General features: G+C 65.4%; 10 protein-coding genes and 1 pseudogene. All 11 read right to left on the bottom strand.

Annotation, left to right across the window (positions count from 1 at the left end):
• Positions 1-52: 52 nt before the first annotated feature.
• Positions 53-814: a hypothetical protein gene (locus tag C5E41_RS09245; RefSeq protein WP_104375437.1), complete on the bottom strand. Its 762-nt coding sequence runs from the start codon at positions 812-814 to the stop codon at positions 53-55.
• 13 nt (positions 815-827) lie between these two features.
• A complete protein-coding gene (locus C5E41_RS09240; RefSeq protein ID WP_146097506.1) occupies positions 828-1,784 on the bottom strand; it encodes a hypothetical protein in 957 nt (318 codons plus the stop codon).
• Positions 1,785-1,833: 49 nt separating this feature from the next.
• Entirely contained in the window at positions 1,834-3,075 is a 1,242-nt protein-coding gene (locus C5E41_RS09235) for an MCE family protein (RefSeq protein WP_104375435.1), read from the bottom strand.
• Positions 3,072-4,310 carry an MCE family protein gene (locus C5E41_RS09230; RefSeq protein WP_104375434.1) on the bottom strand — a complete coding sequence of 413 codons (1,239 nt, stop codon included), beginning with the start codon at positions 4,308-4,310 and terminating at the stop codon, positions 3,072-3,074. Before C5E41_RS09230 ends, C5E41_RS09235 begins: the two co-directional genes overlap by 4 nt.
• Positions 4,307-5,593: an MCE family protein gene (locus C5E41_RS09225; RefSeq protein ID WP_104375433.1), complete on the bottom strand. Its 1,287-nt coding sequence runs from the start codon at positions 5,591-5,593 to the stop codon at positions 4,307-4,309. Before C5E41_RS09225 ends, C5E41_RS09230 begins: the two co-directional genes overlap by 4 nt.
• Positions 5,593-6,603 (bottom strand): MCE family protein, encoded by a 1,011-nt coding sequence (locus tag C5E41_RS09220; protein ID WP_104375432.1) that lies wholly within the window; start codon positions 6,601-6,603, stop codon positions 5,593-5,595. Before C5E41_RS09220 ends, C5E41_RS09225 begins: the two co-directional genes overlap by 1 nt.
• Positions 6,603-7,682: an MCE family protein gene (locus tag C5E41_RS09215; protein WP_181063174.1), complete on the bottom strand. Its 1,080-nt coding sequence runs from the start codon at positions 7,680-7,682 to the stop codon at positions 6,603-6,605. Before C5E41_RS09215 ends, C5E41_RS09220 begins: the two co-directional genes overlap by 1 nt.
• Positions 7,679-9,034, bottom strand: a complete 1,356-nt coding sequence (locus C5E41_RS09210) for an MCE family protein (protein ID WP_104375431.1) — start codon at positions 9,032-9,034, stop codon at positions 7,679-7,681. Before C5E41_RS09210 ends, C5E41_RS09215 begins: the two co-directional genes overlap by 4 nt.
• Positions 9,035-9,212: 178 nt before the next feature.
• Complete coding sequence (locus C5E41_RS09205; RefSeq protein ID WP_227995575.1) at positions 9,213-10,040, bottom strand: MlaE family ABC transporter permease; 828 nt, start codon at positions 10,038-10,040, stop codon at positions 9,213-9,215.
• Positions 10,041-10,081: 41 nt separating this feature from the next.
• Positions 10,082-10,876, bottom strand: a complete 795-nt coding sequence (locus C5E41_RS09200) for an MlaE family ABC transporter permease (protein WP_051025193.1) — start codon at positions 10,874-10,876, stop codon at positions 10,082-10,084.
• An 11-nt stretch (positions 10,877-10,887) separates the two neighbouring features.
• A pseudogene (locus C5E41_RS09195) lies at positions 10,888-11,091 on the bottom strand (ABC transporter ATP-binding protein); the annotation flags it as partial.

The raw sequence follows: 11,091 nt of genomic DNA, 5'->3' as shown, positions 1-11,091 counted from the left end.
AAGATTCCGCAGGTGACGGGCTCGAACATACTTCCGAACCCGTCTGGGCCACTCAACGGTCGGCGATCTCGCTCGCCAGCCAGTGACCGTCCACCTTCTGCATGCGCAACACGATCGGCCCCGACGCGCTCTCCTGCGGAGCGCCGTTCTTGGTCGCGCTCACAGTCAGATTCACCAGCAGTTCCGCTCGGTCATCAGTGAGCAAAGTCACACCGATCGGGTCCGGGGTGGCCTGCGCGGTCGACTGCGCCTGCTGAATGGCGGAGACCGTCGTGTCGGCGAACTTGTCGAAATCGCCGCGCATCTTGCCGGTGACGACCTTGTGCACAGCGTCCTTGTAGCCGCCGACGGTCTTCACGTCGTAGGAATAGACCGTCTTGAGCGCGTTGTCGGCCGCCGCGGTCACTTCCTGGGTGGCCTTGGTGTCGACGAATGCCTTGTTGCCGTCGTCCACACCCGGCTCGAAAGCCGCGACGACGGCGAACGCGGTCAGCAGCAGGCTCACCACGATCAGTCCCGCGGCCAGACCCCAGGTGGCCAACGCGGGACGCGACAGACGGCCGGGGCGCGGCAACTTCCGGGGCCGGCGCGGCGCCACCGGCGGCGCCGGACGCGTGGCCGCCGCACCGGCGCGCACGGTCTTGGCGCGTGATTTGGCGTTTGCGGACTTACCGGCGGGCCTGGCGGACCTCGCACCGGATGCGGCGCGATCGGCCGCGACGCGACGCCGGATCGTGCGATCGGCGGCGTCGGACGGGCGGTCGCCGGGCTTGAGCCGGGGGGAAACCTTGTTGATCGGCGGACGGGATGCCATCGGTGTACCTCTCCTACGATCCCGGCTGGGGGGCGGGCGCCTCGGACGGATTCGCGGGCGCCGGGGCCGGCGCGGCGTTTCCGTTCGCGGGCGGCTGTGCCGCCCCGGCGGGACCGGGGGTATCCAGCGACACCAGCTGGCCGAGCGAATTGGCCTGCTCGGCCTTCCAGGTGTCGCCGTCCTTCTTCATATCCAGCGTCCAGGTGGCCCGGAAGGACTGCACCGGAACGTTGGGCGCGGTCTGCGTGAGTTTCAGCACCACGATCGCCGATGCCTTGTCGCGCTCACTGTCCAGTGAGCTCAGCGCCGCTCCCAGCACCTTGCTGTCGATCTTGGTCTTCGACTTCTCGGCGGCATCCTTGATGCGGTCGTGATTCTCGTTGAGCTGGGTCAGCATGTCGCCGGTCATCGAGGACCGCATGGTGGTGATCGAGCCCTCGACATCGTTGGGATTCATCGAGGTGAGGTTGATCGCCGCCTGCCGGGCCGCATCCAGCGCGGTATCGCGGGCGTCGGCGCGCGGTCCGTCGGTGAACCACATCGCGCGCACCCAGCCGGTGCCGAACCAGGCCGCCAGCACCAGCGCCGCCACCAGCCAGACCGCCGCGACCGACGTCACCACGGTCCGCACGATCGAGGACCGCTCGTTCGCCGCGGGGGCGGGCTGCGCGAACTTCACCGTCTGCGCGAACCTCACCGTCTGCTCGGAATCGGCGTTCCGCTCGGCCGCCACCGCGTCCACGACCGGCTCGCCGGTGGACCAACGCACCGTCTCGTCGGCGGAATTGTCGGCCGGCGCGCCGAGGCGCACGGTCGCGTCGGTATCCATGCGCACGGTCGCGTCGGGATCCATGCGCACGGTCGCGTCGGCTGCCCGCACACCCCGCGACGGATCAGCTACCGGCTTTTCAGCATCGTCCGGCGGCTCCACCGCAGGTTTCGAGGAGGGGTTGGGCAGATCAGAACTCACAGCGACACCCTAGCGTCGTCGGTTTTCCGGACTTGCCTCCATGCCCGCCTCACCGTTTCGGGGTCACTCCGATGAGAGTGGCCAGCTGGATGGCGACGGGGCTCAGGTTGAGCTTGTCCGGATCGGTCTTGGGCTTGGAATCCCACGGCTGCGGGACATTCGGATCGGCGTACTGCGCACGCGCGCCGCCGCGGACGTCGGTCGGACTTCCGAACGGCACCGTACATTTCGCGTCCGTGTTGAACGGGAAATCGTCACGGGTGTCGTCGAAGTTGGGGTTCTGCGCCTTCATCTGGTCGAGAATGCGCTGAGTTCCCTCGTACCCGACGGTACAGGCGGGCGGATTGTTGGTTTCCAGCACGAGGCCGAAGTGGGTCGTACCGTCGCCGGGCGCGGTCGCCGAACCACCGACCGACAGCAGCGGCAGCATCTGCAGCAGCGGCTTCAGCGTGTAGGTCTGCGGCGACACCGCCTGCAGCAGCAGCCGCAGATTCGACAGATCCGTGGTCAGCGGCTGCGCGCTCTGATCGAGCAGCTTGCCGATCTGTTCGCCGGCGTCGGCGCCGGTGCCGATCAACCGCCGGATATCGGGATCATTGGCCCGCAGCTGCACCGCGAGCCGATCCAGGCCGTCGCTGAAGGTCCGGATCGCCGGAGACTGATCGGCTTGGGTGCCGAGCACGGTCTGGGCGTCCCGAATCAGCTGCACGGTCTGCGGCAGCGCCTCGATGCCGGTCTGGGAGAACTTGTTCAGCGAATCGACGAGGATGCGCAGGTTGTCGCCCTGTCCGTCGAAGGCTTTCCCGAGTTCGGTGACGGTCGTGCTCAACGCCGTCAGATCCGTCGTGCTCGAGAAGTAGTTGACGCTGGCGAGCAGATCCTCGACCGGAATCGGGGTCTCCGCGCCGTCGATGACCGAACCGTCGCGCAGGTAGGGCCCCTTCGCCGTATCCGGCACCAGATCCATGTACTGCTCACCGATCGCCGAGCGGTTGGCGATCACGGCCTTGGCGCTGGCCGGGACCTTCGGCTTCCCGGAATCCAGCTCCAGATAGATCATCACGCCGTCGGGAGTGACATCGAGCGAGTCCACCCGCCCGACCGGCACACCGCGATAGGTCACCTCGGCGCCCTTGGACAGGTTGGCGGTGGTTTTCGCCTTCACCTTCACCTGATACTGGCCGAAGCCGAGCATGTGGTCGAGGTGGATGTACTTCGCGCCGACGAACACCACGCCGAGCACGGCGATCACCACGAATGCGACCAGTTGGTAGCGCACCAATCTACTCATCGCGGCTTCACTCCCAACTGATCCAGAATCGACCCGATCGGGTCACCCGGCTTGGCCGGGGCCGGAGCCACCACGGTCGGCGGCAGCGGCACCAGCGATACCGTCGGCCAGCCCGGCCGCGGGCCGTTGCCGTTGTAATACGGATTGGTCGGATCCACCGGCACCGGCGGCCCGTACTTCGGCGGAATGTATACCGGATCCGGTTTGCCCACACCGAGATTCGACATCAGGACGCCGATCTGCGTGTCCACCGACAGCCAGGTGTTCACCGAACCGCCGAAGGTCGACTTGATCGCCTCGTCGGGGAACGGATACGTCGGAATGAGCGGGAACGCGGTCACCAGATCCGGCGCCGAACGGCCCAGCTCCTGCAGCGTCGGCCGCAGCGCCTGCAGATCCCGGATCAGGTTGTCCTTGGACCGGTCCAGCACGTCGACGCCGGCCTGGCCGACCCGGTCGAGCTGCTTCAGCAGGCCGATCAGCTGTGGCCGCTGCTCGTCGAGAATCTTGATACCGGCAGGCAGCTCGTCGAGGATCTTGCCGATCTGGTCGGACTGCTGCCCCACTCGGCTGGACAGTGTGCCCAGGCTGTCGAGCGCGTGCTGAATATCGGCGACCTGCTGGTTGAGGCCGTCGATGAGGGTGTCGGCCTGATCCAGCAGCGACCGCACCCGATTCTCCCGGCCGGCCAGCGCCTTGTTCAGTTCCACCACGATGGGCTGCAGCTGCGCCACGCCGCCGCCGTTGAGCAGCAGCGACAACGCGCCGAGGACCTGTTCGATCTCGACCGCGTGCCGGGTCCGGTCGACGGGGATGACCGCGCCGTCCTTCAACCGGTCGGGCGAGGCCTCGTCCTTCGGCGCGGACAGCTCGATGAATTTCTCACCGAGCAGATTGGACTGCCGCACCTCGGCGTGCGCGTTGGCGGGCAGTTTCACCGAGGAGTTGACCACCGTGTGCACATTCGCGGTCCAGCCGTCGGGGGCGACGTCGATGGACGCAACCCGGCCGACCGGCACACCCTCGACCTTGACCGCCGACTGCGGCACCAGATCCAGGACGTCGTCGAAGCGCACATCGATATGCATCGGGTGGTCACCCACATCGGCGCCGCCGGGTAGCGGCACGCTGTAGATGCCGTCCGACGAGCATGAACCCACCAGCATCGCGGTCACGCCGACCACCGCGACGGCCCCCAGTCCGCGGGCCGTCCTGCGGAATGCGAAGGGCGTCATCGCTGGCCACCTTCCTGCTGCGACGGCGGCTGCCGGTCCGACGGGGTGCCCGGAACACTGCCGGGAGCCGGGGTCTTCTGGATGTTCTCACCGCTGAGGATGCCGAACGGCAACACCAGCGACGGCGTCTGCACACCGTTCTTGATCTGATCGGTGATTACCTTGCACTGGTCCAGGATCGGGCGCATCTGCCGGCTGATCGCATCGAATTTCGGGTCGCCCGGCCGCAATTGGCCGAGGTCGAGCAGCTTGCAGACGGTGCCGAACGGGTTCTGCAGATCGGTGAAGTTGGCGCGCATGTCGAGCGTGCCGGATTCACCGTTGTGGATGTTGATCAGGTTGCTCAGCGCCAGCGGCAGCACCGGCAGCGCGTTCGCCACATCCTGGCGCTGGTCGGCCAGCGTCTGGGTCAGTTTGGTCAGCGCGTCGGCGTTCTCGGCCACCAGATCCCGGTTGTTGTCGATGAACCGGGCGACATCGCCGAGCGCGATCGACAGCAGATTCAGCGCCTGCCCGAGGTTTTCGCGCTCACCGGAGAGGAATCCGGCCAGATCCGCCAGCTGCGTGTTGAATTCACGCACCTGCTGGTCGTTGACCGCCAGGGTGTGCACGAAGATCTGCAGATTCTTGATGGTGTCGAAGATGTCACCACGGGCATCCGACAGATACCGGGCGGCGTGCGAGAGCTGGGTCAGGCTGTTGGCCAGCGCGTCGCCGTTTCCGGACAGATTCGCCGCACTGGTGCGGACCAGCTCGTTCACCGCACCGTCCTTGTTGGCGCCGTTGGGCCCCAACGCATCCGACAGTTCCTGGATGCTCTTGTACAGCCGGTCGACCTCGACCGGGGTCGCCGTGCGGTCGCGCGGGATGGTGGCGTTGCGCGGCATCTTCGGCCCGCCCTTGTAGACGGGCGTGAGCTGGATGTAGCGGTCCGACACCACCGACGGCGTGATCTGAGCGGCCTTGGCGTCGGCCGGAATGTCGTATTTCCGGGCGACGTGCATGGTGACCTTCACCTGATCACCCTGCGGCGTCACCGAATCGACCTTGCCCACCGGGACTCCGAGGATGCGCACCTCGGAGCCCTCGTAGATGCCGATCGACTTGTCGAAGTAGGCGGTGATCTTGGTGGTGTTGTAGCTGCTGAACAGCCACCACAGCACCCCGGCGACGACCACCACGGCGACCGTGCCGAGGGCGAGGGCGATCTTGGTGCCGCGGCCGGATTCGCGGATCGCGGTCAGCGGATCCCGGCGCGATCCCTTACCGAGAGCAGCCTGCATCAGTTGCCTCCCAGAGTGCGGATCGGCGGGCGGTTACCCGGAATCTCGGGCAGCGCCGGCGGGATCAGGTTGACGATCACCGCGTCGAACCAGCGCCCGTTGCCCAGCACGTTGGCGTACAGGCCGTAGAACGGCGCCGCCAGCGTCAGCGTCTTGGAGATGTTCTGCTGATTGTCGTTGAGCATGTCGATGGACTTCTTCAGATTGGTCAGCGCCGGACCGATCTGCTGCTCGTTGTCGTGCACCAGCGCACTCAATTCGGCGGCAACGGTTTTCGCTCCGTTGAGCAGCTGCGAGATAGCCTGCTGGCGGACGTTCAACTCGGCCAGCAGCTGACCGCCGTTGGCCAGCAACCGCTCGAACTGCTCGTTGCGATCGGCGAGCACCTTGGTGGTCTTGTTGGTCGCGTTGAACAGGTGCTTGAGCTCTTCGTCGCGCTTGGCCAGCGTCTCCGACAACCGGGCGACGCCGTCGATCGAGCCGCGGATCTCCGGCGGAGTGCCGGAGAACGCATCCGAGAGCACCCGGAAGCTGGTGGCCAGCTGCGCGGTGTCGGTCTTCTCGATACTCGAAGCGGCATCGCTGAAGGCTTCGACCACGTCGTACGGAGAAACCGTGCGCGACAAGGGAATTCGCTTGTCCGGATCGGCCGGGTGGGAACCCTTGGGATCCAGCGCCAGATACTTCTGCCCGAGCAGGGTCTTGATCTGGATGGACGCGGTGGTGGCATCGCCGATCCACGCGTCCTTGGTCCGGAAGTCGACCAGCACGCGGTCGCCGTCGAGACGCACGTCGGACACGTCGCCGACCTTCACGCCCGCGATGCGAACCTCGTTACCCTTCTTCAGGCCCGCGGCCTCGGAGAATTCCGCGGTGTAGCTGGTGCTCGCGCCGATGATCGGCAACTTGTCCAAGAAGAACGCCGACAACGCGATCAGCAGCACCATGAACAGGCCGAGCCCGCCCATGAACGCCGGGCTGCGCTTGCCGAGGAGAACCCGGTCTTCCATCAGCGGCCACCCTTCCCGTGACAGCGCGGCGCCGGGTTGGTGTAGACCGGCTGATTCACCGTCGGCATCTCGGCCGGCAGGTTCAATTGCGGCGCATCCTGGACTCCGGGACCGGCGACGATATCGATACCGCAGAGGTAGAACTGGAACCACGAGCCGTAACTGGCCGCGCGCCCCAATTTCTCCATCTTGATCGGCAAATTCTCCAGTGCCTGATTCACGTCGTCGGAGCGGTCGTTCAGGGTCCCGGTCAACTGGTTCAGACCGGCGATCGAGCCCTGCAGGGTCGGCCGGGTCGGTACCAGCAGATCAGCGGTCGCCGAGGCGAGATTGCCCAGCGACTGCACCGCCGAGCCGATCGTGCCGCGTTCGGCATTGAGCCCGCTGACCAGTGCCTCGGTATTGACGATCAGATCATTGAGCTGTCCGTCGCGGGCGTTCACCGCATCCAGCACCTGATTGAGGTTCTTGACGATCTCGCCGATCACCGCATCCTTGTCGGCGATCTTGTTCGTCAGGCTCGCGGTATTGCGCACCAGATCGGTGATCGTGCCGGATTCACCCTGGAAAACCTGGATGATCTCGTAGGACAGCTTGTTCACGTCCTCGGCCGACAGCGTCTGGAACAGCGGCCGGAAACCGTTGAACAGGGTGGTGAGATTCAGGGCGGGCTTGGTCCGCTCCAGCGGAATCGTGGCGCCCTTGGTGATCTTGCGGCCCTGCTGTCCGGCACCCTGCTCCAGCGCGATGTACCGCTGGCCCACCAGGTTGCGGTAACGGATGGTCGCGGTGGTGGAGGCGGGCAGCCAATCTCGGTCGGTGAGCTGGAAATGCACCTCGGCCAGAGCGCGGTCGACAACCGACACCTTGGTCACCTTGCCGACCCGCACGCCGGCGATGCGCACCTCGTCGCCCTTGTTCAGCGATGTCACATCACTGAACCGCGCTTTGAACTCGGTGCCGCCGCCGGAATAGTTGGCGATGGTGAGCGCCAGGAACGCGGTCGCGAGCACTGTCACGAGTACGAAGATGCCCAGTTTGGTCAGGGGCCCGCCCAGACCACGCAACTTTGCCTTCATCGCACACTCACCTCACTTCCACGCATCGCGGGGGCGCCGATCCGGCTCACCCAGCTGGGCACCTGATCGGGCGAAACCCCGTTCGCCGCACCGTAGATCGCACCCAGGGTGAGCTGTTCGGCGGGCGAACCCATACTCGTGGCGCTCTGCGCGCCGTAGACGGAGAACTGTGCCGGGGGCAGCTGACCGATGTTCTGGTCGCCCGGGTTGCGGGTCGGCGGCTGGTAGGAGCCGTCGTTCGCCGATCCGGTCGGGTACTGACCGGGATCCACGCCGAGCGGGTATTCGGGGAAACAGGCCGGCGGCCGGTTCGTGTCCAGCCAGCGCGGCTCGTCCTGGTTCGGCAGGTAACGACCACGCGGGTTGGTGATCTCGATCGTCACCCGCGAGCCCGGGGTGTCGGTGCCCTTGCCGAAGAGGTTGTCGATGCGCGGCTTCAGCTGCGCGAAGTTCCTCATCGTGCAGGCGTACTCCGGCGAATATGTCGCCAGCAGTTCCAGCGCGCCGCGCGAATCGGCCGCGATGTCGATGATGTTGTCGTGGTTGGCCGTCAGGAAATCGGCGGTCTTCGACGACGTCGGGGTCAGGACCGAGTACAGCGTGTCCAACTGCGAACGCTTTTGCACGATGGTGGCATTCAGCGTGCGCAGATTGTCGAAGGCATCCACCAGCTGCGGCAACGCGTCCGAATAGGTGTCGGCGACCGTCGCGAAGGAGCGGATGTCGTCCTGCAACTGCGGCATCACGCCGTTGATATCGCGGAAGATGTCGTCCAGCCGATCGATGGTGTGGCCCAGTTCCTCACCCTGACCGCCCAGCGCCTGCGACAGCGCGCCCAGCGTAGAGGCCAGATACTGCGGCGGAATCGCCTGCAGCAGCGGCATGATCGAATCCAGCAGCTGGCTCACCTCGACCGCGTTGCCGCTGGCGTCCTGATAGAGCGTCATCCCCGCCTGCAGATGCTTCGGGCTGGGCTGCTCGGGCCAGACCAGATCGACATAACGCTCACCGAACAGGGTTTTCGGCAGCAGCCGGGCCGTCACATTGGACGGGATCTTCGATGCCTTGTCCGGATCGATCGCCAGATGCAGCGTCACCTTGCCGTTCGCGGATTCGCTGGAACGCACCTCGCCGACATTGACCCCGCGAACTTTCACATCCGCGTTGCGGGTCAACGCGTTTCCGACGGTATCGGTGATCAGATCCACCTTGACGACCCTGACCCACACCTTGTTGTAGGCCGCGATCGTCGTACCGAGAAACAGCGCCATCACCACGAAGAACACGATGCCCAGCGTGCGGACGCGGAGTTTCTCGGTAGAGCGCCAGAATTGCACACTGCGCGCGCTCATGCTCCCACCTTTCGGGACGCCGTCGCCCTCATGCTGCACACCCGGCGGGATGATCGGAGGCGCTGCGTGGTTACGCGGGCTGCCGCCCGCAGCATCCGACGGCGGCGCTCCCGGGGTTCTGCGTGGTTACGCACGCTGCCGCCTCCGAACCCGTCGGTCGCGCCGCGGCCCTGTCCGCTCATCCCGCGACCCGCACTGTTGTCGTCGTACCCCAGATCGCCAGGCTGAGGAAGAAGTCGAGGATGTTCACCAGCACGATCGACGCACGCACCGCGCGGCCCACGGCCACGCCCACGCCGGCCGGGCCGCCGGTGGCGTTGAAGCCGTAATAGCAATGGATCAAGATGATCACGAAGGCGAACACCAGCACCTTCACGAACGAATACAGCACGTCCTCGGGTGGCAGGAACAGACCGAAATAATGGTCGTACGATCCCGTGGATTGCCCGTTGAACCACACGCTGATCTGCCTGGACGCTACGAAAGTACCGAGCAGGCCGACGATGTAGAGCGGAATCACGGCGACGAATCCGGCGATCACGCGCGTGGTCACCAGGAATGGAACACCGGGTACCGCCATCACCTCGAGCGCGTCGATTTCCTCGGAAATTCGCATCGCACCCAATTGCGCGGTGAAACCACAGCCGACCGTCGCCGACAATGCCAACGCCGCGACCAGCGGCGCCAATTCGCGAGTATTGATGTAGCCGGTCAGGAAGCCGGTGAGCACCGAACTGCCCAGGGCGTCCAGCGCTTTGAAGCCCTGCAGGCCGACGACCACACCGACCGAGGCCGACATCATCACCACGACGCCGATGGTGCCGCCGATGACCGCGAGTGCACCCGAACCGAAGGTCACCTCGGCCAGCAGCCGCATGACCTCCTTGCGGTAATGCACGACCGTGCGCGGAATCCACGCAATCGCCTTGGAATAGAACGACATCTGATCGCCGGCGCGATCGATGACGTTCACCGGCGACTTGAGCGCAGCACCTACTCGGCGCATCCGCCTCGAAAAGATCGGAGAACGCTGGGAAACAACCATCGTTACGACCCCTTGGCCGGGACAACCTGCAAGTACACCAGCGTCAAAAGCAGATTGACGAAGAAGAGCACCAGGAAGGTGATCACCACGGATTGATTCACCGCGTCACCAACACCTTTCGGTCCCCCCTTGGGATTCAAACCTTTGTACGCGGCGATCACGCCCGCGAGCAGTCCGAAGATAAGTGCCTTGAATTCACCGATCCAGAGGTCCGGGAGCTGCGCCAGCGCGGAGAACGACGCCAGGTAAGCGCCGGGAGTTCCGCCCTGCAGCAACACATTGAAGAAATATCCACCGCAGATGCCGACCACCGAGACCAGGCCGTTGAGCAACAGCGCCACCAGCATCATGCCGAGGACGCGCGGCACGACCAGGCGCTGCACCGGATCGATGCCGAGCACCTCCATCGCGTCGATCTCTTCGCGAATGGTGCGGGAGCCGAGGTCGGCAGCGACGGCCGAACCCGCGGCACCGGCGATGATCAGCGCGGTGACGACGGGCGCGGCTTGCTGCACAGTTGCGAGCACACTGGTTGCGCCGGTGAACGATTCAGCACCGAGCTGCTTGATGAGTGAACCGGTCTGCAGTGCCACAACGGCGCCGAACGGGATTGCCACCAGTGCGGCGGGCAGGATCGAGACACTCGCGATGAACCACGACTGCTCAATAAACTCACGCCATTGGAAAGGCCTGCGCAGGGTGTTGCGTGCCACGGAAATGAGCAGCGCAAAAATGTTGCCGGCCTGCGCAAATCCCGACTCGACCGGAGTGCGCAGCCGTGCCAGGGGTTGATTCACGGTTGCGTATGTTACCCGCTGGTTGTGTCGTGGCGCACGGTGGTGTCGTACGTGCCGCCGTGATATTGCGGAGCGTTGGCCGTATACGCCGGAAGGACTTGTGTGTCGCCGTTGTCTTCCATCGACTCGCGGATCGCCACCTGCGCGGAATGCGGCAGGGTGTGCATGATCTCGAGTACGCGGCGGCGGCGGCGTTCCACGGCCTGGCGCACGGG

This window comes from Nocardia nova (assembly GCF_002933465.1).
GTDB classification, from domain to species: Bacteria; Actinomycetota; Actinomycetes; order Mycobacteriales; family Mycobacteriaceae; genus Nocardia; species Nocardia nova_B.
The sequence above is the reverse complement of the archived record's forward strand: the minus strand, read 5'-3'. Positions and strand labels throughout refer to the sequence as shown.

Coding starts and splice junctions, on each gene's coding strand:
- C5E41_RS09235 (WP_104375435.1), bottom strand. CDS start 3,075: ATGAGTAGATTGGTGCGCTACCAACTGGTCGCATTCGTGGTGATCGCC.
- C5E41_RS09210 (WP_104375431.1), bottom strand. CDS start 9,034: ATGAGCGCGCGCAGTGTGCAATTCTGGCGCTCTACCGAGAAACTCCGC.
- C5E41_RS09205 (WP_227995575.1), bottom strand. CDS start 10,040: ATGCGCCGAGTAGGTGCTGCGCTCAAGTCGCCGGTGAACGTCATCGAT.
- C5E41_RS09230 (WP_104375434.1), bottom strand. CDS start 4,310: ATGACGCCCTTCGCATTCCGCAGGACGGCCCGCGGACTGGGGGCCGTC.
- C5E41_RS09225 (WP_104375433.1), bottom strand. CDS start 5,593: ATGCAGGCTGCTCTCGGTAAGGGATCGCGCCGGGATCCGCTGACCGCG.
- C5E41_RS09245 (WP_104375437.1), bottom strand. CDS start 814: ATGGCATCCCGTCCGCCGATCAACAAGGTTTCCCCCCGGCTCAAGCCC.
- C5E41_RS09220 (WP_104375432.1), bottom strand. CDS start 6,603: ATGGAAGACCGGGTTCTCCTCGGCAAGCGCAGCCCGGCGTTCATGGGC.
- C5E41_RS09215 (WP_181063174.1), bottom strand. CDS start 7,682: ATGAAGGCAAAGTTGCGTGGTCTGGGCGGGCCCCTGACCAAACTGGGC.